Here is a 23112-nt window from a genome sequence, read left to right on the forward strand (position 1 = left end):
TTTGTTTTTGATAATGTTTCTTGCATGAACGTCAGTTTGCCGATTCCGGCGAAAGCGAGATTTATCATGGTCATTCATGTAAATTCCCCAAACAAAAGACGGTAAATCCACTGGATAACTGTGCTTTAAAAGTGGCAATCCGCGCTATGATTTCTCTTGGCGAAAGTCAACATGGGCAGCCGCCGCGTATGCAGGCGGCCTGCTTTCCTCGACATCCAACAATGAGACAACAACCCATGCAATTACGTAGTGCAACCCTCATATTCAGCTTGATGGCCGCCTTCGGTGGCAATGCCCTGGCGCAAAGCGCCGCGATGCCATCGTGCCCGGCCGGCGATGGCGCACCCGTGACGTATCCGGTCAGCAAGAAAGTCGACCAGCAAGACAGCTATTTCGGCACCACCATCGCCGACCCGTACCGCTGGCTGGAAGATGCCAACAGCGCCGAGACAGGCGAGTGGGTTGCGGCGCAAAACAAGCTGACGCAATCGTACCTGGGCACCATCCCGGAGCGCGCCGCGATCAAGCAGCGCCTGACCAAGCTGTGGAACTATGAGCGTTTCTCTACGCCAACGAAGCAGGGCGGCCGTTACTTCTACAGCCGCAATGATGGCTTGCAGAACCAGGCTGTGCTGTACACGGTGAAAAAACTGACGGACGAGCCGCGTCTGTTGCTGGACCCGAACACCCTGTCCACGGATGGCACGGTGGCGCTGGCCGGCACCTCGATCAGCCCGAACGGCAAGTACCTGGCGTATGCCACGTCCGCTTCCGGTTCCGACTGGAACGAGTGGAAGGTGCGCGACATCGAATCGGGCAAGGATTTGACGGACCACATCAAGTGGGCCAAGTTCTCCGGCGCTTCGTGGACCAAGGACAACACCGGTTTCTTCTACAGCCGCTATGACGCGCCGAACGAAGCGACCAAGCTGGCCGATATCAATTACTTCCAGAAATTGTATTTCCATAAGATCGGCACGCCGCAAAGCGACGACGTGCTCGTCTTCGACCGTCCCGACCAGAAGGAATGGGCGTTTGGCGGCAGCACCGTGAGCGACGACGGCAATTACCTGATCATCACGGCCACGCAAGGCACGGAACGCAAGAACCGCATTTTCTACAAGGACTTGCGCCAGAAGAACGCCAAGGTGGTGGGCTTGCTGGAAGCGTTCGATGCATCGTACTCGTTCATCGACAATGACGGCCCCGTGTTCTTCTTCAAGACGGATAACAAGGCGCCGAAATCGCGCGTGATCGCCATCGATACGCGCAAGCCTGCGCCTGCCGACTGGAAAGAGATCGTGCCGCAAAGCGCGGAAACCCTCGTTGCCGTCAACCTGATCAACAACCAGTTGGTGCTCGACTACTTGAAAGATGCGCAAACGCAAATCAAGATCGTCGACCTGAACGGCAAGCTGGTGCGCGAAGTGGCCTTGCCGGGCATCGGTTCGGCCGGCGGCTTTGCCGGCAAGCGTGGCGACACGGAAACGTTCTACTCGTTTACCAGTTTCACGACGCCAGCGACCATCTACCGCTACGACATGAAATCGGGCAAGAGCAGCGTGTACCGCCAGCCGAAGGTCGATTTCGACCCGAACGCCTTTGAAACGCGCCAGCAATTCTTCACCAGCCGCGACGGTACCAAGGTGCCGATGTTCATCGTCTCGAAAAAAGGCATGAAGCTCGACGGTTCCAACCCGACCTATCTGTACGGCTATGGCGGCTTCAATATTTCCCTGACACCGAGCTTCTCCGTGGCGAATCTTGCCTGGGTGGAAATGGGCGGCGTCTACGTGATGGCCAACCTGCGCGGCGGCGGCGAATACGGCGAAGCCTGGCACCAGGCTGGCACCAAGCTGAACAAGCAAAACGTGTTCGACGACTTTATTGGCGCGGCGCAATGGCTGGTGGACAACAAGGTCACTTCGCCATCGAAGCTGGCCATCGGCGGTGGCAGCAATGGCGGCCTGCTGGTGGGCGCGGCCATGACGCAGCGTCCCGACCTGTTCGCCGCGGCGATCCCGCAAGTGGGCGTGCTTGACATGTTGCGTTTCCACAAGTTCACCGTGGGCTGGGGCTGGGTGCCTGACTACGGTTCGTCGGACGATGCCGAACAGTTCAAGGCGCTGGTGAAGTACTCGCCGCTGCACAACCTGAAGGCGGGCGGCTGCTATCCAGCCACCATGATCACGACGGCCGACCACGACGACCGCGTCGTGCCTGCCCACAGCTTCAAGTTCGCCGCCGCTGCCCAGGCAGCGCAAGGCGGTGCGGCGCCCGTGCTGATCCGCATCGACAGCAAGGCCGGCCATGGCGCCGGCAAGCCGACGACCAAGCAGATCGAAGAAGTGGCCGACCGCTGGGGCTTCCTCAGCCGTTCGCTGAAGATGACGCCGGTAGTGGCGGAGCCGGCGAAAGTGGCGGCGCAGTAATCAGGTAGTGTTCAGGTAAACAGCGCGGGTGCCGTTGGCCCGCGCTTTTTTACGTCCGCTGTAAAGGCGCGATGCGCGCCAGCACGCCGTTGCCAAACGTGGACTGGAACGGCAAATCCTTGCGCTGCGCATAGCCGATATAGCAATCGCACTTGAAGCGGGGGCAGGATTTCTCTTGCAGCATGTGTGCCAGGTCGTCCGTGTACAGGTTGCCCAGGCGCTCGGGCACGAAATGGCAGCGCGCCAGCTCGCCGTCGCCATCGACGGACAGCGACGCCTCGCCCGCCAGACAGGGCTTGCCGCGCGAGGGCGAAGGGCGCCGGTTTTGCGCGAACCACGGGTCGACGGCGTCCAGCCAGGCCAGGTCTTCCACCGCGTAGTAGCCGGGACCACGCCGGTCGTACGCGTTCAGCCACAGGTAGACGTGCGCGGGCAGGGCCGCGCGCAGGGCGCGGATGGCATCCAGGTGCTCGTTCATCGCCACGACGCCGACGGAATAGCGCACGCCCATGGCGTCCAGGCGCGCGCAGCGTTCGAGAAAGCGGGCCAATGTCGTCTGATCCGGGTGGTAGGTGCACCACAGGCCGATCTTTTCCAGCCCATCCATCCCCTGCAGCCAGTTCAGGGGGCCGGACAGATTCGTTTGCAGCGCCACCTGGCGCACGTGCGGCAGTGCGGCCAGGGTTTGCATGGCCGCACGGTAGTGGCGCCGCACCAGCGCTTCGCCCCAGGGGGTGAACAGCACGCCGATGGGGCGCGTTTGCCGCGCCACCCAGTCCGTGAAGCGGACAAGCTCGCGCGCATCGCGGGCCAGCGCGGCGCGGCTGTCGCGCTTCTTGGCAAACGGACAGTAGCCGCAGGCGTAATTGCAGCTCGCCAGCGTGCCCCGGTACAGCAGGGACAAAGTGCCAGGCGGCGTTGTCAGCACGCCTGGCCCTCTTGCGCCATCAGCGCGCGCACCGTTTCGGAGGCCAGCCACGGGCCGATGGTGTCGGCGTAGCTGTAGCCGCGGTCATTGAGGCGCAGCAGCGGACCATCGTCCTGCACCAGCTCCAGCGCGTGCAGTTCGGCCAGCTGCGGCAGATCCATCTCGCAGCGCGTGCCGAAGCGCGCCGTGTAGGCGTCGCGGTCCAGGCCCGGTTCCGTCAGCAGCGACTGGATCACGTAGCGCCGGCGCTGTTCTTCCTCGCCCAGCACGTAGCCGTGTTCGGCCTGCGCGAAGCGTTCCTCGTCCAGCGCCAGGTAGTTGTCGATGATGCCGATGGTCTCTGTCCGTGCCACCGCGTACTCGCTCGAATAATGCAGGCTGGCCGTGTAGGAGCGCGCGCCCGCGCCCAGGCCCACCATGCCGTCATTCTGGCAGCAGTACGAGGGACCGTTTTGTTCCGGCGCATGGGGAGCGCGGAACATGCGCATCGATACCTGCTCATAGCCTTGCGCGCGCAAATGGTCGCGCGCGGCCGCATACAGTGCCAGCCGGCTGTCGCCGTCCTGCGCCAGCATGATGGGGTTCAGCGTATCGGCGCCTTTGCGCCGCGCGATCTTGCCAAGGCCCGTTTGCTCGCGCACGTACAGCGGATACAGATAGATTTCCTCGGGCCGGAAGGCCAGCGCGCTGTCGATGGACGCCAGCAGGCTGGCGACGGTTTGCCCCGCGATGCCGTAGATCAGGTCCAGGTTCAGGGTGGGAAAGCCGGCCGCGCGTATCAGGCCGATGGCGTGATGGACGGTGGCGTTTTGCTGGGGACGCGCCAGCGCGCGCATCTCGCCGGCGGCAAAGCTCTGGATGCCCAGGCTGACGCGGTCGATGCCGTGCGCGCGGCAGACGGCCAGGCGTTCCGCCGTGATGGTTTCGGGCGACGCTTCGATGCCGGCCGGCGTGGCTTGCAAATCGATGCCGAGGATGTCGCGCGCGCCGCACAGCAAGGTGTCCAGCTGCGCCGGCGACAGATAGGTGGGCGTGCCGCCGCCCAGCGCGAAGCGGGCGAAGCGCCGTTCGCCCAGCGCGCCGGCCAGTGCGCGCATCTGCACCAGCACTTGCCGCACGTAGCGTTCGACCATGTCGGCGCTGGGGCGGGCCATGGCGAACAGGTTGCAAAAGCCGCAGCGCATCTCGCAAAACGGAATATGGATGTACGCGAACAGGGCGGAGCGGTCTTGCCGCGCCCACAGGGGCGCCAGCGGCGCCGCCTGCGGCAAGGCGCGGTAGGCCGCCTTGTGCGGATACGAGTACGAATACGCCTGGTAGGGCGTGTGGCGCATGCGTTGCGCCAGGGTGCCAGGTTGTTCGGCTGGGTTCACGGTGGGGACTCCTTGGGAGGTGTATCGGGGGCGATGAGGAAGTGCGCATACGGCACGTTCCACACGCTGTCGTGGGCGATGCGGTGGCCGCGGTAGCCATCTTCGCCATAGGCGCTGCCGTGATCCGAGCAGACGATGGCAAACGTGGGCGCGCGCGCTGCGCAGGCGGCAAACAGGGGCGCCAGCGCGCTGTCCACATAGCGCAGCGCCGCCGCATGGCTGTCCAGGCAATCGGCGCGGCAGCCGGGCAGGTAGGCGCGGTTCGGCGTGTGCAGGGCGGCCACGTTGATGAACAAAAAAGTGCGCTGATCGCCATCCGCCAGGCGGGCTAGGGCCAGCGCCACCTGCTTTTGCGTCGAATGGCGGCTGGCCACGCCCATGCCCGCGCTCCAGTGGCTTTCCTGGAACAGCGACGGCAGCACCGTGCCCAGCGCCGTTTGCTTGTTGAAGAAGCCCACGCCGCCGATGCAGATGGTGCGGTAGCCGCGTGCGGCCAGTGCGGCGGGAAGGTCGGCTTCCGCGAAGGTAAACGTGTCGGGCGACGTCGTTTCGCTGCCTGCAAACGCGCTGGCGAACAGGCGCGGATGGCGGCCCGGCGCGGCCGGCGTGGGCAAAAAGCCCGCGAAGAAGGCCTGGTGCGCCGCATAGGTGAACGTGGCGGGCGAGTGGCGCCGTTCCCAGCCGCCCGGCGGTAAAAAACGCCCCAGCACGGGCAATTCACCCGCCTCGTACAGGGCTTGCGCTACGTCAAAGCGCAGGGTGTCGAGCGTGAGGAAGACGATATCGTGGCTGCCGACGATGGCGTGCATGTCGGGGATGGCCGGTGTGTCCGGTGTATCTTTAAGCATGTGTCAGTTGCGTCAATTGCGCCGCATAGGTGTCCGCGCCTTGCCACAGCAGGCCTGGCAGCAGGTCGCCGAAGGCGTTCGCTTCCAGCACGTGGGCCTGGCCCTGGCGCACGACGAGGTCGTAGCCCGTCACGTGGCTGGCGGGGAAGGCGCGCGCGGCCTGGGCGGCAGCCGCTTCCAGTGCCGCCAGGTCGGCTGCGTTCAAGAGGCCGGATGCCTCGCCGCGCCGGTTGTCGAGGTGCAGATTGGTCATCATGTGCTGTCCGATGCGCGCCACCCGGTGCGCGGGCTGGCCCGCCAGGGTCACGACGCGCAGGTCGTAGTGGCTGTCGCCGCAGCGCGGCTTGTTCAGCCACGTTTCCGCATACAGTTCCTGGGCGGCCAGCGCGTCGACGAGGGCGGCGATGTCGTGCTGCGTGTCATAGCGCGCCATGCGCTTGACATTGAACAGGCGCGCCGCGCCATCCCCATGCTGCAAAGCGGCCGAGGTGGTGGCTTGCTGGCGTCCCGCCTTGTTCCGGCGGTAGGCGACGACGCCGGACGCGGACGAGCCGTAGCGCGGCTTCAGATACACGCGGTCGAGGTCATGCTGGCGCAGCAGCGCTTGCAGATGCTCGTAGCCATGCACGGGGCCGAGCAGGGCGGGAATGGCGATGCCGTGCGCGGCCAGGTGGCGCTGGCAGGCCAGCTTGTCCGTCATGCGGACAATCTCGGTCGGCGCATTGAAGACGCGTATGTGCGGCAAGGCCGCCAGTTGCCCCGCCAGGTCTTGCATGGCGCTGGCAAAGCCCGCAAACCACGCATCCATGGCCAGCAGTTCGCCATGTTCGGGCGCCTCGACGAGGGGACGGTCCAGCAAACGGCAGCCCGCCTGCAGCAAGAGAAAATGCGCGGCGGGATCGTCGCCGGGCGGTTCGATTTTCAACAGGCCGGGCTGGCGCAGGGCGTCTGCCAGCAGCGCCGGCTGCGCCAGCCAGTCGCGCCATTCCAGCACCTGCGCGGGCGACAGGCGCAGTTGCGCGCGCGCCGCCTGCATCAGGCGCACGCGCTTGCTGCCGGCGCTGGCCAGCAGGGTGAGGGGTGTAGCCAAAGGAAAAGACTCCGCTTATTCGCCCACGGCCACGTAGCGGTAGCTTTCGCCGTCGTCTTCGTCCGCTTCCTGCGGGTCGTCCAGCACCACCTCGAAGGGCAGCGCCTTCAGCTTGGCCTGGTTTTCTTCCGAGATGTAATGGTGCGACAGGTCCAGGCGTTTCAGCTTGCCCAGCTGCGTGTGATTGAGTACGGCCACGGCGCCCAGGTCGCCGATGGTGCCCAGCGACAGGTCGAGCGTGTCGAGCTGCGCCACCAGCGGCTCTTCCGCCAGCCACACGGCCAGGTCATCGGCGATTTCCGCGTCGCGCAAGCCCAGGTAGCGCAGGGTCGGCACGGTCAGCTGCGCCAGCACCTTGCGGTACAGGTCGACGTCGCCCGAGAAGCCGTATTCCTCGGTGCCCAGCCACAGTTCCAGGTGTTCCAGCTGCGGCATGCTCGATTGCGCCAGCGCTTCGGCGATCTTTTGATCGAGGCCGCCCGTTTCGATGGTGAAGCGGCGCAGGTGCTGGTGCGCGAACGGCTCGATGACGAGCTCATTGCCGCCGCGGATGCGCAATTCTTCCAGCTGCGGGAAGGCGTCCAGCAGGGGCTTGTAGCTGCCTTGCACGATCCACGAGATTTCGCATTCCTCGTACGTCATGTCGCCGATGAACAGGGCGCGCACATTGGGCAGTTGCGGCGCGTGGGCGATCAGCGCGGCGATCACTTCGTCGGCGCCCGATTCGTACGGATCGCCCCACATGCCGATGATCAGCGCTGCGAGCGCGTTCCGGTCCGCCTTGGCGAGGAAGTCGGCGATCAGCTCGTCCATCTTGCGCTTGTCGTCGTATTCGAGCGACAGGCGGTAGACGATGTCGGGCGAGGCGTCGAAGGGCAGGTCCGGGTCGTACTGGACGACTTTCTTGTTGTGGAAGGTGGTGGTGCTGTCGGAAATCGTCATCGGTAAGGCTCCATGAAGGGCAGTGGAAATCTTGTCTAGTCCGAAATCTTAGCATGGGCATAAGGGCTTATTGCACACTGCTGGCCCCTACAATGGGAGCCATCAATGCTTATCTTGCATCAAAGTTGTCAAAAAGGTTTACCTTTTTCATATTGTCGATTATCTTATTAATTTTATTGGAAAATTGACAATGAAACCGATGCATAAAACCCTGTGTTTCTTGCTGTTGAGCGCTGCGACAACGACGGCGTTTGCACAAATCCTGCCTGCACCTGCACCGATTTTCTCTTCGACAACGTTTGCGCTCCCCTCGACTGGCCGTTTGCAGTGGGGCGGCATCACGGCGCTGGGCGAACTGTATGGCTATGTTCAGCTGAATGGCGTGGACATGTGGTACGGCACCTCAGGCTCGGCAGTGACGGCCGTGCCTGCGGCTCAGGCAACGAATATGCTGCGTGGCGGCAATATTGCAGGAGATTTGCTGCTGCGCTCCACCGCCGCCGATGGCACCTTGCACATGCAACTGCAGTCGGGCAACACCCTGACGTCGCTGGATATTCCCGGCCAGGTGTCGTGGACCGGTCAAGTTAATGCGTCGGGGAAAGTTGCGTTTGGCGCCACCGTGGTCGACAGCCAGACCAAGGTCAGCAGCACCAACGCCTATCTGTACGATTCCGCATCGGGCATTACTCCCCTCGGTACGCTGGGCGGCGCCTGGAGTAGTGTTTCAGCAATCAATGATCATGGGGTCATCGTCGGCAACTCCTCGACGGCCAGCGGCAAGCAGCACGGTTATATCTATGAAAATGGTGTGATGAGAGACATCACGCCCACGATCAGAGACGCCGAGGTGAAGATGCGAGGGATTAACAATGCAGGGGAAATCGTGTTCAACCAGTACTTCCCCAATGCCCCCTGGCCGGTTCCCTACCGCGCCTTCAAGATGGTGGACGGCAGCTGGAGCGGGATCAACTCCATGTCGGAAGCGCTCGGGATCGATGGCAAAGGGAACGTGGTGGGTATCAGCCTTTCAGGTGCGGAATCCATTATCAATATGAATGGCAACACCTATATGCTGGCCGACCTGGTCGATGGCATGGAAGGCTGGCGCAATCTGCAAGTCAATGGCATAAACGAGGCTGGCCAGATCGCCGCCAGCCGCTGCAACGACCGCTTTTGTGAAGTGATCCGCCTCGACCCGCTCAGCGCCGTGCCGGAGCCTGAAACCTATGGCATGTTGCTGGGCGGCCTGGCATTGCTCGGCTTTGTCAGCAGGAAGCGCCGGCAGCGCCAGGCCTGACGCCGGAGCCGTACGCCGCGTTGCTGGTGGCCACTAGCGGTGGATCACCACCAGCAGCGCTTTTCCTTCCGTCTTGCCCAGGTTGCGTATAGTATGCGGCAAGTCCGCCGGATACCTGGCCGTGCCGCCATTCTTGACCTTTTTCTTCGCCGTCCCCACTTCCAGTTCCAGGTTGCCGTGGATCACCGTCAAATGCTCGGTGGTGCCCGGATCGTGCGGCTGCGACGCCAGCTCGCCGCCCGGCGCCAGGGTCACCTCATACCATTCATATTTGCCGGCCAGTTCCATCGGTCCCAGGATGCGCAGCACGTAGCCCGCGTGGTCGCCGGGCAGGGTGGGGGTTTCGTGGGCGTCCGTGATGCGGATGGTTTCCACGGCTTTTTCCGCGCTGGACAGCAATTCGCCAATCTGCACGCCCAGGGCGTTGGCCAGGCGCCACGTGATGGCGATGGTGGGATTGGCCTTTTCGCGCTCGATCTGCGACAGCATGGACTTCGAGACGCCCGCGATGCGCGACAAATCCTCCAGTGTCAGGCCGCGCGCAAGGCGCAGCCGTTGCAGGGTGGCGCCCACTTCGGGCGGAGAATTGGTCGAAACGCTGGTTTTCATCGGCAGGTGGCTTGCAAAGTTCAAAAGGCTTGGGTAATATCCACTATATTGAATTTCAGTTCGAAATAGTGGATTTTGAGGAAAAACACGGAAACGTGTAGACTTCAAACAGCGCTTCACGGTACAGCATTGTGCGCGCACCGGTCAAGCGGGCGCCTTTCCCTATGGCAACTGAGCTCACCCGGATAGCACACATACAACAGGGACACACAAGGATCATCATGAGCGAGCAAGCGAAGAACACCTTTTTCAGCGGTCTGCAACAGAATCTCGATCAACTGCGCCAACAGGGCTTGTACAAGCCCGAGCGCGTGATCGCCTCGCGCCAGGGCGCTGAAGTGGTGTGCGACGATGGCCGTACCCTGATCAATATGTGTGCGAACAACTACCTGGGCCTGTCCGGCGACGTGCAGACGCAGGAAGCGTCTATTGCCGCCACGCAAAAGTATGGCTACGGCCTGTCGTCCGTGCGCTTCATCTGCGGCACGCAAACCGTGCATAAAGAACTGGAACAGGCGATTTCCGCTTTTCTCGGCACGGAAGACACGATTTTGTACGCGGCCGCATTCGACGCCAACGGCGGCGTGTTCGAGCCCCTGTTCGATGAAAATGACGCCATCATCTCGGATGCGCTGAATCACGCTTCCATCATTGACGGCATCCGCCTGTGCAAGGCTGGTCGCTACCGCTACGCCCACAACGACATGGCCGACCTGGAAGTGCAGCTGAAAGCGGCCGTCGCCGCCGGGAAGCGCCATAAAGTCATCGTCACGGACGGCGTATTCTCGATGGATGGCACGATCGCGCAACTCGACAAGATCTGCGACCTGGCCGACCAATACGGCGCGCTGGTGATGATCGACGAATGCCACGCTTCCGGCTTCATGGGCGCGACGGGCCGCGGCACGCACGAACACCACAATGTGATGGGCCGCATCGACATCATCACGGGCACCCTGGGCAAGGCCCTGGGCGGCGCCATGGGCGGTTTCACGTCGGCGCGCAAGGAAGTCATCGACACCCTGCGCCAGAAATCGCGTCCTTATCTGTTCTCGAACACCCTGGCGCCATCGATCGCCGGCGCTTCGCTGTCGGTACTGGAGCGCCTGGCCAAGTCGACGGAACTGCGCGACCGCCTGCATGAAAACACGGCTTTCTTCCGCAGCGAAATCGAACGCATCGGCTTCACCATCAAGCCGGGCACCCATCCCGTCGTTCCCGTGATGCTGTTCGACGCTCCCGTGGCGCAGAAATTCGCTGCCCGCCTGTATGAACTGGGCGTGCTGGTGACGGGCTTCTTCTACCCGGTCGTGCCGATGGGCCAGGCCAGGGTGCGCGTGCAGCTGTCGGCCGCCCACACCCGCGAACAGCTGGTGCAAGTGCTGGCCGCCTTCGAGCAGGCTGGCAAGGAACTCGGTTTGCTGACTACCACTACCAACTAACAAGAATTCAGGAAAATAGCATGGAACGCATCTTAGTCATTGGCGCAAACGGCCAAATCGGTAGTGAACTGGTGGGCGCACTGGCGCAGCAGCACGGCGCGGACAACGTGATCGCCAGCGACATCGGCACGAAAAATCTGTACCAGGCCAAGCGCTATGCGCAATTGAATGTGCTGGACAAGGACGGCCTGGCGAAGATCATCGCCGACGAAGGCATCACCCAGGTGTACCAGCTGGCGGCCATGCTGTCGGCCACGGGCGAAGCGGCGCCTTTGAAGGCGTGGAGCCTGAACATGGACGGCTTGCTCAATATCCTGGAACTGGCGCGCGAGCGGGGCGAAGCGGGCAAGCCGCTGCGCATCTTCTGGCCGTCGTCGATCGCCGCCTTCGGCCCGAACACGCCGCAGGTGAACACGCCGCAAATGACGGTGATGGACCCGACCTCGATGTACGGCATCAGCAAGCTGGCCGGCGAGCGCCTGTGCGAGTACTACTTCAACAAGTACGGCGTGGACGTGCGCAGCATCCGCTACCCGGGCATCATCAGCTACAAATCGCCTCCGGGCGGCGGCACCACCGATTACGCCATCGCCATCTTCCATGCGGCCTTGCGCGGCGAGCGTTATGACTGCTTCCTCGATGCGAACACCACCTTGCCGATGATTTACATGCCCGACGCCATCCGCGCCACCATCGAACTGATGGATGCGCCTGTGGCCCAAATCAAGATCCGCTCCTCGTACAACGTGGCCGGCGTGTCGTTCAACCCCGAGCAGCTGGCCAAGGCCATCGTGCGCATGGTTCCGGACTTCAAGATCAGCTACAAGCCGGACAGCCGCCAGGCCATCGCCGACAGCTGGCCGCAAAGCCTGGACGACAGCAAGGCCAGCGCCGACTGGGGCTGGAAGGCGCAGATCGGCGTCGAGCAGATGGTTACGGACATGCTGGCCAATGTCGACGTGGGCCATGCGGCCAAGGCTGCCTGAATCCAGCACCGGCATTCATAAAAACATACTAATATAAAGAGACACTACATGGACATGAGCGTATTTGACCTGTTTAAGATCGGCATCGGGCCGTCGAGTTCCCACACTGTGGGGCCGATGGTGGCGGCGCGGCGTTTTCTGGTCGAATACGGTCCGCTGGACCAGGTGGTGGGCGTCGAGGCGGCCCTGTATGGCTCGCTGGCGCTGACGGGCGTGGGCCATGCCACGGACAAGGCCGTCATTCTGGGCCTGATGGGCGAGACGCCGCAAGACGTGGCGCCCGATGCCGTCGACAGCAAGCTGACCGCCATCGAGGCGGCCGGTGAAATCGCCTTGCTGGGCACGCACGTGGTGCCATTCACGGCCGCCACGGGCTTGATCTGGCACAAGAGCGAATCCCTGCCTGAACATCCGAACGGCATGCGCTTTACCCTGAAACTGGCGGATGGCAGCCGCGTCGACAAAGTGTATTACTCGATCGGCGGCGGCTTTATCCGCGAAGCGGGCGAGGCCCAGGCCGAGGCGGCCGTGGAGTCGGCCGCCAGCGCGCGGGTCGTCTTCCCCTTCGATACCATGGAGCAGTTGCTGGCGCACGGCGTGGAAAGCGGCCTGTCGATCCCGGAAATGCTGCGCGCGAACGAATGCGTCAAGCGCAGCGACGATGAATTGAACGAGGGCCTGGACCGTATCTGGCACGTCATGCGCGACTGCATCGCGCACGGCCTGGAAACGACGGGCAACCTGCCGGGCGGCTTGAACGTGAAGCGCCGCGCCGCAAAATTGTGGCGCCTGGCGCAGGAAGCGAAAGCATCCGATAACCGCGCCAACGACTTGCCGCACGACGCCGTGCACCTGGTCAGCCTGTACGCGATGGCCGTCAACGAGGAAAACGCGGCGGGCGGCCGCGTGGTGACGGCGCCGACCAACGGCGCCGCCGGCATCATCCCGGCCGTGCTGCGCTACTACGCGCAGGATTGCCGTCCCAGCGACCCGGTCGGCGGCGTGCGCCGCTTCATGCTGACGGCGGCCGCCATCGGCATGTTGTGCAAACGCAATGCCTCGATCTCGGGCGCCGAAGTGGGTTGCCAGGGCGAAGTGGGCGTGGCCTGCGCCATGGCGGCGGCCGGCCTGGTGGCGGCCCTGGGCGGCACCAATGAGCAAATCGAGAATGCGGCCGAAATCGGCATCGAGCACCACCTGGGCATGACGTGCGACCCGATCGGCGGCCTGGTGCAGATTCCCTGCATCGAGCGCAACGGCATGGGCGCCGTGAAAGCCATCACGGCCGCCTCGCTGGCGCTGAAGGGCGACGGCACGCACTTCGTCAGCCTCGACGAAGTCATCGAAACCATGCGCCAGACGGGCGCGGACATGCAGGACAAGTACAAGGAAACGTCGCTGGGCGGGCTGGCCGTGCACGTGATTACCGTGAACCACGCCGCTTGCTGACGGCGACGTCCCGTACGATTCCCTAACATCGTGTATGTCGGCTTGCCGCAGTGCGCAAGCCGACAGCCTTACTCCTCCTCAAACAGCTGCTCCAGCCTTCTCGGGTAGTTATTCAGGAAATCGCGCGTCACGGCGTAGTGTTCCGTGTCTTCATACGCCACTTCGTGGATGCCGCCGCCCGTAAAACTGAGGATTTTCGCATTCGGATAGGCCAGCAGGATGGGCGAATGGGTGGCGATGATCAATTGCGAGTCGTCCTGCACCAGCTGGTGGATCACGGATAATGCTGCCATCTGGCGGCTGGGCGACAGGGCCGCCTCGGGTTCGTCCAGCAGGTACAAGCCTTTTCCCCGCAGCTTGTTGATCAGGGTGGCCATGAACGCTTCGCCGTGCGATTGCGCGTGCAGCGACTTGCCGCCATAGCTGGCCAGGTATTCCGGCATGTCGTCCATGTAGGTGGCGACGTTGAAAAAGCTTTCGGCGCGCAGGAAATAGCTGTCCTCGGGTTTTTTATAACTCTTGCTCAGGCGCAAGTGCGCGTGCAAGCCCGATTCCTCGTCCGACGGCAGGGCGATGCGCACGTTGCGCGTGCCGCCATCCTTGCCAAAACCGAGGGCCACGGCCAGCGCTTCGAGCATGGTCGACTTGCCGCTGCCATTCTCGCCCACGAAAAACGTCACGTCGCGATGAAAGTCCATGTGCACGAAGTCGCGGATGGCGGGAATGGTGAATGGATAGTGGTCAAGGTCGACGACGGCGTCAGGGCGCAGCGCGGCGCTTTGCAAATACGGTTTTTTACTCAGCGACATGGCCGGTTCCATGAATGACCCGGAGGCGGGCCGACGGGTACCAGTGTGGCGCAAATCCGGCGCACGCGCCAGCACGCGCGCCGGATTTTTTGATATTACAGGTCGTTCAGGCAGTTGCCGAAGTAGTCGTTATAAAATGCTGTGGGTGCACCATTCTTGTCGAGCAAGCCAAAATGTCTACCGACATTGAGGCCTACACGATACAAAGTGTCGGCCGAGTTTTCTGTTCCGGCATAGCCTCGCTCCATCAATAATGCTTCGCGGGCATTATCCGTTAGGTGGGCAACTCGTCCTGCAAGCAGTGCGTCAAAAAGACAAATGTGTTCGCGTTCGTCACTTTCCTTGTACGCATCTTTACTGCCGACAGCCATGTATAGGCCAGCTTCGCCACCAGCGCTGATGCACTCCAGGTCAGCAACTGATCGTTCATGGAGGCCGAATTCGCCCTTTGCCAAGGGAAAACAATAGCTGTTTGCACTACTTTCCTTCAGCGTCTTTGTTTTATAGTTGTTCGTAAGCCATTTGGAAAACGCGGAAGAGCTTGGCTGGCCGCCCTGGCGACGATAGGCGGTATAGTAAGTGAGTACGGTCGAAAAAGGGTGGCCGCTAGGTACGGCTCCGAATGTTCCTGATTTGGCTACCGCCGGCATCGTGGCTGCAACCGTATCTGCTGGACCAAAACACCGCAAGTCATACCCCAGCATGAACAAACTCGCTTCGAAGGCATGGCAGCGGGCGGCCATGTCGGCGCTGTCCGCCTTGAACCAGTCGCACTTTTCCAGCACGGCGCGCAGGATCCAGCCCAGCTTGACCTGCCATTGTGCCCAGTCCTGGCACGACACGGCCTTGCCAAAGAATTGCGGTGCGCCGGGAAAGCCGCTGTCGATACCCTTGGGATTGCGGATCTGCTTGCCGCGCGCGGCGCCCGAGGGGAAGGCCAGCCAGTGTTTCTTGGCCAGTTTGGCGCCTGCCTGGCTGCGGTACTGCGCATACAGCATGGCCATGGCCGCGCCCACGCGGCTGTCGTAGATGGGCGAGCCGCTGTCATCAAACAGGGCGTGGATCTTGGTCAGACCCGCGTCGAAGCGCTCCACGCTGTCCGTATCGAGCGCATCGAGCGCGGCGTCCGAGTCGAGCGACATGAATGGCGCCAGGCGCGTGAAGTAGGCGGCCAGGCGGCCTTGCGCGTGCAGGCGCTTCAGGAAGACGATGGCGCCGCGCACGCCGCCCCATTCGAGGATGGCCAGGCAGGCCGCCAGCGCCTGGTCTTCATCCTGCCGCGCGATGGCGTCCTTCAACCAGCCGCGCAGCATGCCCAGCGAGGCGCGCGTCTCGCGCCAGTTGCCCGAGACGACCGCCTTGCCGCGCGCATCGGTCCAGCGGGTGTTCCACACATAGTGCCCCAGCACCGCTTCCAGCCCCGTCGCCTGCACGTCCAGGCCGCCCGGCACGAAGCGGCTGCGCGCCATCTTCAGCTGAAAGCGCTTGACCGGCAGTTCGGCCGCCAGCCAGTCGATAAAACCGCGTACATCGTCCTGCTTGAGAAAATCGTCACGTTTCATGTGGCATTCCTGTTCATTGCTAAGTTGTGAAAGTGGGGGCAAAACGGATGCGGGGCTACAAATCTTGCGCCCAGCGGTCCCAGAAGCCGGGTTCGTCGTGGGCCGCGTTCTGCATGGCGAGATCAAGGGTGAGCAGGTAGAAGCGCACGCCCGAGTGGCGCATGCTGCCATCCGCATGTTCGAGATAGTCGCGCAGCTGGCAATATGCGGGCAGCGTGTCGTCATGCGGCAGCTCGAAGCAGATCTGGCCGCGCCACGACGAAAAGCCCGACAGCTCGGCGTAGGGGCCGCAAGGCTGCCAGGCGATGGCATGCGCGTCCAGCCAGTCGAGCATGCTGCTGCGGACAAGGTCCTCGTCATGGCGATAGCGGCGCGACTCTTCGTGGCTTTTCGGGTGGAACTCCAGGTACAGCACGTCACGCTGGCGCTGGCGCGCGATGGCGTCGATATGGTCGATGAGCTGTGGCATGGTCGTCATGGACGGGGTTGGCACCCGCTTGGTCTGGAAAGCGGCCATGATACAGTTGCCGTGCGACAAGGTGTGTCGTTTGGCAACAGTCGCCGCTCGTATCGGGACGGCGGTGCCCGGGCAAATGCCACGCGATTCGCCTTGGACGGCGGCTGGCACTATAATATCCGCTGCCATTCATGATCAACCGCACTCAGCTCAACTGGACTCTTCAAATCTATGCACTACGTGTCTACCCGCGCTGATAAAGCGCCAATGAATCCGCAGCAATTCTCCGACATCCTCCTGGGCGGCCTGGCCCCCGATGGCGGACTGTATCTCCCTGAACACTACCCGCAAGTCACTGGTGCCGAGCTGAACGCCTGGCGCACATTGTCGTATGCCGACCTGGCCTACGAAATCCTGAAGAAGTTCGCCACCGATATCCCGGCCGCGGACTTGAAGGCGCTGACGGCGAAAACCTATACCAAGGCAGTCTACAAGAACGCCCGCGCCGGCGAAAACGCGGCCGACATCACGCCGCTGCGCGTGCTCGAAGAAAACGTCGTCAAGGGCGACCAGACCACCCTGATCCTGCAGGCGCTGTCGAACGGCCCGACCCTGGCCTTCAAGGACATGGCCATGCAGCTGCTGGGCAACCTGTTCGAATACACGCTGGCCAAGCACGACGCCGAACTCAATATCTTCGGCGCCACCTCGGGCGACACGGGCAGCGCGGCCGAGTACGCGATGCGCGGCAAGAAGGGCATCCGCGTCTTCATGTTGTCGCCGCACAAGAAAATGAGCGCCTTCCAGACGGCGCAGATGTTCAGCCTGCAAGACCCGAACATCTACAATATCGCCGTCGAAGGCGTGTTCGACGATTGCCAGGACATGGTCAAGGCCGTGTCGAACGATTTGCCGTTCAAGGCGAAACAGAAGATCGGCACCGTCAACTCCATCAACTGGGCGCGCGTCGTGGCGCAGGTGGTGTATTACTTCCGCGGCTACCTGGCGGCCACCACCAGCAACGAACAGAAAGTGTCGTTCACGGTGCCGTCTGGCAACTTCGGCAATATTTGCGCCGGCCACATCGCCCGCATGATGGGGCTGCCCATCTCGAAACTGGTGGCCGCGACGAATGAAAACGACGTGCTCGACGAATTCTTCCGCACGGGCGTCTACCGCGTGCGCAAGTCCGCCGAAACGTACCACACGAGCAGCCCGTCGATGGATATCTCGAAAGCGTCGAACTTCGAGCGCTTCGTCTACGACCTGGTGGGCCGCGACAGCGGGCGCGTGCGCGCGCTGTTCATGAAAGTGGAAACGCACGGCGGCTTCGACTTGTCCGGCAAGCCGGGCAGCGATGGCGACGAGTTCAAGCTGGTGGCCAAATATGGCTTCAAGTCGGGCAAGTCCACGCACCAGGACCGCCTCGACACCATCCGCGACGTGGCCGACGACTATGGCATCACCATCGACACGCACACGGCCGACGGCATCAAGGTGGCGCGCGAGCACCTGGAGCCGAACGTGCCGATGATCGTGCTGGAAACGGCGCTGGCGGCCAAGTTCAACGAAACCATCCTCGAAGCGCTGGGCGTGGATGCGGAACGCCCGGCCGGCTTCGAGAACATCGAAGACTTGCCGCAAAAGTTCGTCGTGATGGATGCGGACGTGGAAAAAATGAAGGCGTACATCGCCTCGAACACGGGACTGTGATGACAGACGCGAGCACTGTACGTAAACCCATGCTGTCGGTGGCCGAGGCGCAAGCCTTCATGCTGGGCGCGGCGCGCCCGGTGACCGACGTGGAGCTGGTCGACACCATGCGCGCCAACGGCCGCGTGCTGGCCAGCGCGCAGACGTCGACCCTGAACGTGCCCGAGCGAGATAACACGCAGATGGATGGCTACGCCGTGCGCGCGCAGGATTGCGCCAGCGGCGCGGCCAGCCTGCCCGTGTCGCAGCGCATCGCGGCCGGCCACGTGGGCCAGCCTTTGCAGCCGGGGACGGCGGCGCGCATCTTCACGGGCGCCCTGATCCCGGACGGCGCCGATTGCGTCGTGATGCAGGAGCAGTGCACCTTGCTTGATGGCGTGGTGACGGTCAATCACGTGCCGCACGCGGGCGAATGGGTGCGGCGCCAGGGCGAGGATATCCGCGCCGGCGGCGAGATCCTCGGCGCCGGCCGGCGCCTGCGCAGCCAGGAAATGGGCCTGGCCGCCTCGGTGGGGCTGGCGCAAGTGCCCGTGCTGCGCAAGCTGCGCGTGGCCGTGTTCTTCACTGGCGACGAGCTGGCCATGCCCGGCGAACCTTTGGCGCCGGGTGCCGTCTACAACTCGAACCGTTTTACCTTGCGCGGCTTGCTGGAAAATTTGGGCTGCGAGATCACGGACCTGGGCATCGTGCCCGACAGCCTGGACGCGACGCGCGCCGTGCTGCGCCAGGCGGCCCAGGGCAATGATTTGATCATCACTTCGGGCGGCGTGTCCGTGGGCGAGGAAGATCATATCAAGCCGGCCGTGGAAGCGGAAGGGCGCCTGAACATGTGGCAGATCGCCGTCAAGCCGGGCAAGCCGCTGGCGTTTGGCGAAGTGCAGGACGCGTTCTTTGTCGGCTTGCCCGGCAATCCCGTCTCCAGCTTCGTCACCTTTCTGCTGTTCGTGCGTCCGTTCATCCTGCGCCTGCAGGGCGTGGCGGGGAGCCTTGCGCCGCGCAGCTACAAGCTGCCGGCCGCGTTTGAGCGCCTGAAGGCGGACAAGCGCAACGAATTCCTGCGCGCCAAGGTCAATGACGAGGGCGAGCTGGAACTGTTCGCCAACCAGAGTTCGGGCGTGCTGACGTCCACCGTGTGGGGCGACGGCTTGATCGATTGCCCGCCGGGGCTGTCGATCGCGCGCGGCGACATGCTGCGGTTTATCCCGTTTAATGAATTGCTGTACTAAGGAAGTCTTGATGAAGATCAATCTGCGATTTTTTGCCAGCGTGCGCGAGCTGGTGGGCACGGGCCAGGAAGCGCTGGAAGTGGCCGGGCCGCTGACGGTGGGCGAGGTGCGAACCCTGCTGATCGCCCGTGGCGGCAACTGGGAACATGCGCTGGCGCAGGGACGCGCGCTGCGCATGGCGCATAATCAGGTGATGTGCGATGCCGATACCGTAACAGGCGACGGCGACGAAGTGGCGTTCTTCCCGCCCGTGACGGGCGGCTGATCCCGCGCGCCAAATGAAACGGCCACTTCATCGAAGTGGCCGTTTTTTCATGGCGTCTTGGTTTTCGGCTTGCTGGCCGTGGTATCGCCGCAGGTGGCGCAGGCGATGGCTTTCTTGTAGCGCCAGTATTTCGAGCCGATGAAGATGGCTGACGCCACCAGCGACCAGGCCAGCGCGCTGAGGATGTCTGCGCGGCTGGTGGTGCCCTTGCTGTACTCGACCACCGTCAGGATGATGAATAAAATCGAACTGGCCAGCAAATAACGGGAAATCCAGAATCCTGCGCCCATGTGTTTCTCCTCTTGTCGTCGCGTTGTCTCGTGAAGTCGAAGTGCCGATCGCTGCAGCATGTCCGCGCAGTATGCATCATTTTTCGGCCTTCTTGCCATCCGCCGGCCTTATCTCGACTAAAATGCCGGGGTTTTCACCGTCTTTCCAGCTCGCCATGACCCAAACCAGTTCCCCTCCGTTTCACATCGCCGTCATCGGCGGCGGCCCCGCCGGCCTGATGGCCGCCCAGGCGGCCGCCGACCAGGGAGCCAGGGTGGAGCTGTTCGACGCCATGCCGTCCGTCGGCCGCAAATTCCTGCTGGCGGGGCGGGGCGGCATGAATATCACGCATGCGGAAGGCTACCAGGCCTTTGTCTCGCGCTACGCCAGGCAAGCGCACCGGGTGAAACCGGCGCTGGACCAGTTCGGCCCGCAAAAGGTGCGCGACTGGGTGCACGGTCTGGGCGTGGAAACCTTTGTCGGCTCCTCGAACCGCGTCTTCCCGACAGACATGAAGGCGGCGCCCTTGCTGCGCGCCTGGCTGCACCGCCTGCGCGAAGCGGGCGTGCAATTTCACATGCGCCACCGCTGGACGGGCTGGCAAGACGGCCATCTGGCCTTCGCCACGCCGGACGGCGAACGGCTATTCGCTTTCGACGCCGTGATCCTGGCGCTGGGCGGCGGCAGCTGGGCGCGGCTGGGATCGGACGGCGCCTGGGTGCCGCTGCTGCAAGGGCGCGGCGTGGCCGTGACGCCCCTGGCGCCGGCCAATTGCGGCTTCGATGTGGACTGGAGCGAGTATTTCCGCAGCCGTCATGCGGGCGAGCCGCTGACCACCGTGGCCATCACGGCGCGCGATATCGATGGCTTGACGATCAGGCGCCAGGGCCAGTTCGTCATCACGGCGGGCGGCGTCGAGGGCAGCCTGATCTACGCGCTGTCGGCCGCGCTGCGCGAGCAGATCGCCGCCGAGGGCAGCACCACCATCTGGCTCGACCTGGCGCCCGACCACAGTCATGAACGCGTGTTCGCGGAAGTGACGCGCCCGCGCGGCGCCCGCTCCATGTCCAGCCACCTGAACAGCCGCCTGGGCATCAAGGGCGTGAAATCGGGCTTGCTGCGCGAATGCTTGAGCGCGGCAGACTTTGCCGACGAAGCCAAGCTGGCCGCCGCCATCAAGCTGCTGCCCGTCACCTTGCAGCGTCCGCGCCCTATCGATGAAGCCATCAGCAGCGCCGGCGGCGTGGACTTCGAAGGCATCGACGGCAGCATGCTGCGCGCCATGCCGGGCGTGTTCCTGGCGGGGGAAATGCTGGACTGGGAAGCGCCGACGGGCGGCTACCTGCTGACGGCCTGCCTGGCGCAAGGCAAGGCGGCCGGCGAGCAGGCCGTGGCATGGCTGGAAGAGAATTCTTGAAATCACAACGGCATTGAATCGTTGGCGCCACGACGCCGCTCACCATCGTAGCGAGCAGCGCCAGCTGCAAATCGCGCCGCGCAGTCGATTGTGAGCGGTTGTCCTCATCAGTGCCAGATGATGTCGCCCGAGCCGCTCTTCTGCGTCTCGCGCTGGCGCGGGTTGCCGTGGACGTGGATGTCGCCGCTGCCGCGCACGGTCAGGTTGGCGGCGTCGCGCACGAAGACGGTGCTCGTGCCCGAGCCTTGCAGGCTGACGCTGGCCTTGTCGGCGGCCAGGTGCTCGGCATCGATGTCGCCTGAACCGCTGAGGTCGGCGCGCAGGAATTTCGTGTTGCCGCTGGCGGCGATGCGCCCGGAGCCCACCATTTCCAGCACCACGCTGTCGCTGTTGCCGGCATTGATGTCGAGGTCGCCGCTGCCGTTGACGGTGGCTTGTACCTGCTTGTAGCGTCCCGTGAAACTGACGTCGCCCGATCCTGTTAATTCCAGGATGAAACTGTCGCCGGAAAAGCCCGTGATCTTGCTGTCGCCATTGCCATGCACTTCGACGCGCACGAGGGCTGGCAGCACCAGTTCCACCTGCAGCGGCTGGCGATGGTGGAACAGCATGCCTTTCGGGCCGATATGCACGGTCGTGCCATCCTGCGTGGTGTCGACGTTCGACAGCAAACGCTGTTCGCCGCTGACCTTCAGCGATGGCGTGGCGCCGCGGCGCAGCACCAGGTCGATGGGGCCGGCCAGGTCGATGCTGGTGATATCGGCGGAAATCGGGCGCGTTTCGCTGCGCACGGCGCGGCCGGCAGCGCTGCTGGGATTGCTGATTCCCTTGGCGCGCAGCGCCGCATACGACATGGCGATCAGGACCAGTGCCAGCAAGAGCATGGACAGGCCAACTTTGAGCAAGCGTTTCATGGCAGCCTTTCTAGTGACCTTTGAGCAGGGAAACATTCATGGCAACGTAGCGCTTGATGCCGATCAAGGTATAGCGCGTTACGACCAGACTGAGCAGGAAGATGGCGATGCCGCCGAGCAGCATGCCCACGCCAAAGACGGTTTGCGTGGTGCGCGCATCGCGGTCCATGTCGGTGGAGATGCGGATGCCGCCGCCGGCCAGCGCTTCGGCCCGCTCCATCATGCGCGACGAGGCGCCCGGTGCCTCGGGTGCGGACTCGGCTTTGACGGGGCCGGGCACGTGGTCGACTTCGATGCCCGTGTCGCCGATGGTGATGCGCGTTTCGCGCCGTTCGCCGCCTTCGCCGCCGTCATCGTCATGGATGAAGACGTGGCGCAGGGGGCCGTCGAGCACCAGTTCGTTGGCGCCGGACAAGCCGCTGGCCGTGATGGCGATGCCGGCCAGGTAAAAACTCAGGCCGACGGCGTACAGGGTGGCCAGCAGGGCCGCGTAGACGGCGGCTGGCACGACCATGAACAGGTTGAAGATGGCCAGTCCCACCAGCGAGACGAGCAGGCGCAGCAGGTTGACGGGCGTTTTCTTTTGCTCGAAAGCCTGGCGATGGGTGCTGCTGCGCAAGGTGAGGGCGATTTTTTTCGGGTCGCCCAGGTCATCGGCGATTTCGTGCTCGCTGCGGCCGGCCGCAGCGCCTTCGATGAAGGTCTGTTCGTAATAATCGAGGGTCTTGGCCACCAAGTCCGGTGGCAAGCCTGCCAGTGCGCGCCGCAGCGCGTCGAGATAATCTTGCTTGTTCATCATATTTTTCCTGTCCGCCGCTTCAGCCCACTGCCGGCAGCAACATGCTTGCCTGGCTCAGCAGCAACGGTGCCTGTGGCGCCTGCTGTACCTGCATGACGATCAAGGTGGCCAGCGCCACACCCGCCAGCAGCGCCAGGGCTTTCAAGCTGTTTTTCAAGTGCAAGGTGGTGTGCATGGTATTCCCCGTGGCATGGCCGTTGTCGATGATCAGACTGTACCCAAGCGCACGCGAGCGCACCAGCGCGGTGCGACAGAATGCAATTTCGCGGGGGCGAGCGACG

At 63.3% G+C, this 23112-nt stretch carries 22 protein-coding genes; 9 read left to right on the forward strand and 13 right to left on the reverse strand.

What is annotated here, in order from left to right; all coding sequences use genetic code 11:
* Nucleotides 1-236 precede the first annotated feature (236 nt).
* Complete coding sequence (locus O3301_RS01755) at nt 237-2432, forward strand: prolyl oligopeptidase family protein (protein ID WP_289898094.1); 2196 nt, start codon at nt 237-239, stop codon at nt 2430-2432.
* A 49-nt stretch (nt 2433-2481) separates the two neighbouring features.
* Here O3301_RS01755 and O3301_RS01760 read toward each other — a convergent pair whose 3' ends face one another.
* The 5 genes from O3301_RS01760 to O3301_RS01780 are packed head-to-tail and all read right to left on the reverse strand — an operon-like array spanning nt 2482 to nt 7613.
* Nucleotides 2482-3360, reverse strand: a complete 879-nt coding sequence (locus tag O3301_RS01760) for an STM4011 family radical SAM protein (protein ID WP_305055327.1) — start codon at nt 3358-3360, stop codon at nt 2482-2484.
* Nucleotides 3354-4733, reverse strand: a complete 1380-nt coding sequence (locus O3301_RS01765; RefSeq protein ID WP_305055328.1) for an STM4012 family radical SAM protein — start codon at nt 4731-4733, stop codon at nt 3354-3356. Before O3301_RS01765 ends, O3301_RS01760 begins: the two co-directional genes overlap by 7 nt.
* Nucleotides 4730-5581, reverse strand: coding sequence for an STM4013/SEN3800 family hydrolase (locus tag O3301_RS01770; RefSeq protein WP_305055329.1), 852 nt, complete (start codon nt 5579-5581; stop codon nt 4730-4732). Before O3301_RS01770 ends, O3301_RS01765 begins: the two co-directional genes overlap by 4 nt.
* Complete coding sequence (locus O3301_RS01775; protein WP_305055330.1) at nt 5574-6671, reverse strand: STM4014 family protein; 1098 nt, start codon at nt 6669-6671, stop codon at nt 5574-5576. Before O3301_RS01775 ends, O3301_RS01770 begins: the two co-directional genes overlap by 8 nt.
* A 15-nt stretch (nt 6672-6686) precedes the next feature.
* Complete coding sequence (locus O3301_RS01780; protein WP_305055331.1) at nt 6687-7613, reverse strand: STM4015 family protein; 927 nt, start codon at nt 7611-7613, stop codon at nt 6687-6689.
* 199 nt (nt 7614-7812) lie between these two features.
* Between O3301_RS01780 and O3301_RS01785 the strand changes: the two genes are divergently transcribed.
* Complete coding sequence (locus tag O3301_RS01785) at nt 7813-8913, forward strand: PEP-CTERM sorting domain-containing protein (RefSeq protein WP_305055332.1); 1101 nt, start codon at nt 7813-7815, stop codon at nt 8911-8913.
* A gap of 33 nt (nt 8914-8946) precedes the next feature.
* On the opposite strand, the gene O3301_RS01790 is transcribed toward O3301_RS01785, so the two are convergent.
* Nucleotides 8947-9522, reverse strand: a complete 576-nt coding sequence (locus O3301_RS01790; RefSeq protein ID WP_077403922.1) for a helix-turn-helix domain-containing protein — start codon at nt 9520-9522, stop codon at nt 8947-8949.
* A 221-nt stretch (nt 9523-9743) separates the two neighbouring features.
* Between O3301_RS01790 and kbl the strand changes: the two genes are divergently transcribed.
* Genes kbl through O3301_RS01805 form a run of 3 tightly spaced genes read left to right on the forward strand, consistent with a single transcriptional unit; the run spans nt 9744 to nt 13399 of the window.
* Complete coding sequence (kbl, locus tag O3301_RS01795; RefSeq protein ID WP_305055333.1) at nt 9744-10964, forward strand: glycine C-acetyltransferase; 1221 nt, start codon at nt 9744-9746, stop codon at nt 10962-10964.
* Nucleotides 10965-10984: 20 nt separating this feature from the next.
* Nucleotides 10985-11950, forward strand: a complete 966-nt coding sequence (locus tag O3301_RS01800) for an NAD-dependent epimerase/dehydratase family protein (protein ID WP_305055334.1) — start codon at nt 10985-10987, stop codon at nt 11948-11950.
* Nucleotides 11951-11998: 48 nt separating this feature from the next.
* Complete coding sequence (locus O3301_RS01805) at nt 11999-13399, forward strand: L-serine ammonia-lyase (protein WP_305055335.1); 1401 nt, start codon at nt 11999-12001, stop codon at nt 13397-13399.
* A 68-nt stretch (nt 13400-13467) separates the two neighbouring features.
* Here the strand turns inward: O3301_RS01805 and O3301_RS01810 are convergent, their stop codons facing one another.
* The 3 genes from O3301_RS01810 to O3301_RS01820 all read right to left on the reverse strand — a co-directional run bounded on the left by O3301_RS01810 (nt 13468) and on the right by O3301_RS01820 (nt 16239).
* On the reverse strand, nt 13468-14208 hold the full coding sequence (locus tag O3301_RS01810) for an AAA family ATPase (RefSeq protein ID WP_099664153.1): 741 nt from the start codon (nt 14206-14208) through the stop codon (nt 13468-13470).
* A gap of 95 nt (nt 14209-14303) precedes the next feature.
* Nucleotides 14304-15770 (reverse strand): hypothetical protein, encoded by a 1467-nt coding sequence (locus tag O3301_RS01815; protein ID WP_305055336.1) that lies wholly within the window; start codon nt 15768-15770, stop codon nt 14304-14306.
* Nucleotides 15771-15825: 55 nt separating this feature from the next.
* The gene (locus O3301_RS01820) at nt 15826-16239 is read right to left on the reverse strand and encodes a hypothetical protein (RefSeq protein WP_305055337.1); all 414 of its coding nucleotides are present in this window, start codon (nt 16237-16239) and stop codon (nt 15826-15828) included.
* A 219-nt stretch (nt 16240-16458) separates the two neighbouring features.
* Here O3301_RS01820 and thrC point away from each other — a divergent pair, with 219 nt between their 5' ends.
* From thrC to moaD, 3 genes are read left to right on the forward strand one after another with little or no spacing between them, the layout of a single operon-like run.
* On the forward strand, nt 16459-17940 hold the full coding sequence (gene thrC / locus O3301_RS01825) for a threonine synthase (RefSeq protein ID WP_305055338.1): 1482 nt from the start codon (nt 16459-16461) through the stop codon (nt 17938-17940).
* Nucleotides 17940-19166, forward strand: coding sequence for a gephyrin-like molybdotransferase Glp (gene glp / locus O3301_RS01830; protein ID WP_305055339.1), 1227 nt, complete (start codon nt 17940-17942; stop codon nt 19164-19166). Before thrC ends, glp begins: the two co-directional genes overlap by 1 nt.
* A 10-nt stretch (nt 19167-19176) precedes the next feature.
* A complete protein-coding gene (gene moaD, locus O3301_RS01835) occupies nt 19177-19431 on the forward strand; it encodes a molybdopterin converting factor subunit 1 (RefSeq protein ID WP_305055340.1) in 255 nt (84 codons plus the stop codon).
* Between the two features lie 47 nt (nt 19432-19478).
* On the opposite strand, the gene O3301_RS01840 is transcribed toward moaD, so the two are convergent.
* On the reverse strand, nt 19479-19721 hold the full coding sequence (locus tag O3301_RS01840) for a hypothetical protein (protein WP_289898082.1): 243 nt from the start codon (nt 19719-19721) through the stop codon (nt 19479-19481).
* A 155-nt stretch (nt 19722-19876) separates the two neighbouring features.
* Here O3301_RS01840 and O3301_RS01845 point away from each other — a divergent pair, with 155 nt between their 5' ends.
* Nucleotides 19877-21118: a TIGR03862 family flavoprotein gene (locus O3301_RS01845; protein WP_305055341.1), complete on the forward strand. Its 1242-nt coding sequence runs from the start codon at nt 19877-19879 to the stop codon at nt 21116-21118.
* A gap of 107 nt (nt 21119-21225) precedes the next feature.
* Here the strand turns inward: O3301_RS01845 and O3301_RS01850 are convergent, their stop codons facing one another.
* From O3301_RS01850 to O3301_RS01860, 3 genes are read right to left on the reverse strand one after another with little or no spacing between them, the layout of a single operon-like run.
* Nucleotides 21226-22032: a head GIN domain-containing protein gene (locus tag O3301_RS01850; protein WP_289905143.1), complete on the reverse strand. Its 807-nt coding sequence runs from the start codon at nt 22030-22032 to the stop codon at nt 21226-21228.
* 10 nt (nt 22033-22042) lie between these two features.
* Nucleotides 22043-22831 carry a DUF1700 domain-containing protein gene (locus O3301_RS01855; RefSeq protein WP_251348914.1) on the reverse strand — a complete coding sequence of 263 codons (789 nt, stop codon included), beginning with the start codon at nt 22829-22831 and terminating at the stop codon, nt 22043-22045.
* 19 nt (nt 22832-22850) lie between these two features.
* A complete protein-coding gene (locus O3301_RS01860; RefSeq protein ID WP_305055342.1) occupies nt 22851-23006 on the reverse strand; it encodes a hypothetical protein in 156 nt (51 codons plus the stop codon).
* Between the last annotated feature and the right edge of the window lie 106 nt (nt 23007-23112).

Origin of the sequence: Janthinobacterium sp. SUN211, from assembly GCF_030587315.1 — a bacterium.
Taxonomy (GTDB): Bacteria; Pseudomonadota; Gammaproteobacteria; order Burkholderiales; family Burkholderiaceae_D; genus Janthinobacterium; species Janthinobacterium kumbetense.

Excerpts from the sequence above, each read along its gene's own strand:
- O3301_RS01845 (WP_305055341.1), top strand. The coding sequence starts at position 19,877 with ATGACCCAAACCAGTTCCCCTCCGTTTCACATCGCCGTCATCGGCGGC.
- O3301_RS01785 (WP_305055332.1), top strand. The coding sequence starts at position 7,813 with ATGCATAAAACCCTGTGTTTCTTGCTGTTGAGCGCTGCGACAACGACG.
- O3301_RS01855 (WP_251348914.1), bottom strand. The coding sequence starts at position 22,831 with ATGATGAACAAGCAAGATTATCTCGACGCGCTGCGGCGCGCACTGGCA.
- O3301_RS01800 (WP_305055334.1), top strand. The coding sequence starts at position 10,985 with ATGGAACGCATCTTAGTCATTGGCGCAAACGGCCAAATCGGTAGTGAA.
- O3301_RS01770 (WP_305055329.1), bottom strand. The coding sequence starts at position 5,581 with ATGCTTAAAGATACACCGGACACACCGGCCATCCCCGACATGCACGCC.
- O3301_RS01815 (WP_305055336.1), bottom strand. The coding sequence starts at position 15,770 with ATGAAACGTGACGATTTTCTCAAGCAGGACGATGTACGCGGTTTTATC.
- glp (WP_305055339.1), top strand. The coding sequence starts at position 17,940 with ATGACAGACGCGAGCACTGTACGTAAACCCATGCTGTCGGTGGCCGAG.
- O3301_RS01790 (WP_077403922.1), bottom strand. The coding sequence starts at position 9,522 with ATGAAAACCAGCGTTTCGACCAATTCTCCGCCCGAAGTGGGCGCCACC.
- O3301_RS01850 (WP_289905143.1), bottom strand. The coding sequence starts at position 22,032 with ATGAAACGCTTGCTCAAAGTTGGCCTGTCCATGCTCTTGCTGGCACTG.
- O3301_RS01755 (WP_289898094.1), top strand. The coding sequence starts at position 237 with ATGCAATTACGTAGTGCAACCCTCATATTCAGCTTGATGGCCGCCTTC.
- O3301_RS01780 (WP_305055331.1), bottom strand. The coding sequence starts at position 7,613 with ATGACGATTTCCGACAGCACCACCACCTTCCACAACAAGAAAGTCGTC.
- kbl (WP_305055333.1), top strand. The coding sequence starts at position 9,744 with ATGAGCGAGCAAGCGAAGAACACCTTTTTCAGCGGTCTGCAACAGAAT.
- O3301_RS01840 (WP_289898082.1), bottom strand. The coding sequence starts at position 19,721 with ATGGGCGCAGGATTCTGGATTTCCCGTTATTTGCTGGCCAGTTCGATT.
- O3301_RS01860 (WP_305055342.1), bottom strand. The coding sequence starts at position 23,006 with ATGCACACCACCTTGCACTTGAAAAACAGCTTGAAAGCCCTGGCGCTG.
- thrC (WP_305055338.1), top strand. The coding sequence starts at position 16,459 with ATGCACTACGTGTCTACCCGCGCTGATAAAGCGCCAATGAATCCGCAG.
- O3301_RS01810 (WP_099664153.1), bottom strand. The coding sequence starts at position 14,208 with ATGTCGCTGAGTAAAAAACCGTATTTGCAAAGCGCCGCGCTGCGCCCT.
- O3301_RS01805 (WP_305055335.1), top strand. The coding sequence starts at position 11,999 with ATGGACATGAGCGTATTTGACCTGTTTAAGATCGGCATCGGGCCGTCG.
- moaD (WP_305055340.1), top strand. The coding sequence starts at position 19,177 with ATGAAGATCAATCTGCGATTTTTTGCCAGCGTGCGCGAGCTGGTGGGC.
- O3301_RS01820 (WP_305055337.1), bottom strand. The coding sequence starts at position 16,239 with ATGCCACAGCTCATCGACCATATCGACGCCATCGCGCGCCAGCGCCAG.